Source organism: Fischerella muscicola PCC 7414, from assembly GCF_000317205.1.
GTDB classification, from domain to species: domain Bacteria; phylum Cyanobacteriota; class Cyanobacteriia; order Cyanobacteriales; family Nostocaceae; genus Fischerella; species Fischerella muscicola.
The window spans coordinates 1-464 of record NZ_AJLK01000241.1 but is presented as its reverse complement, the minus strand read 5'-3'; the positions used below and the strand labels follow the sequence as shown (position 1 = coordinate 464).

Below are 464 nucleotides of genomic sequence, written 5' to 3'. Positions count from 1 at the left end.
ATTGACCATTTAATTGTATTGGGAGCATCGTTAGAGGGTTTAACTAATAGACAATATAAGAAGTTACTTGTAGTTGCAGAAATCTTTCGTCAACAACTCTGGTTATATGAAAATAAAAAACAAAGTATTGATAACCGTATTGTGAGTTTAAGCCAACCACATATTCGTCCCATTGTCCGAGGTAAAGCCGGGAAGTCGGTGGAATTTGGCGCAAAACTGTCGGCTAGTTATTTCAATGGATATGTGTTTTTAGACCATATTAGTTGGGATAACTTTAATGAATCAGCAGATTTAAAAACACAAGTCGAATCGTATAAAAATTACACTGGCTATTATCCAGAATCCGTTCATGTTGATAAAATTTATCGAACAAGAGAAAATCGAGCTTGGTGTAAAGAAAGATGTATTAGAATCAGTGGAGTTCCCTCATTGAGACCTCCAGCTAATCTCAGTAAAGAAAAAAA

At 34.9% G+C, this 464-nt stretch carries 1 protein-coding gene; it reads left to right on the top strand.

From position 1 onward, the window contains the following. Positions 1-464, top strand: a 464-nt coding sequence (locus UYI_RS33945) for a transposase (RefSeq protein ID WP_016870657.1), incomplete at both ends; no start/stop codon positions are given.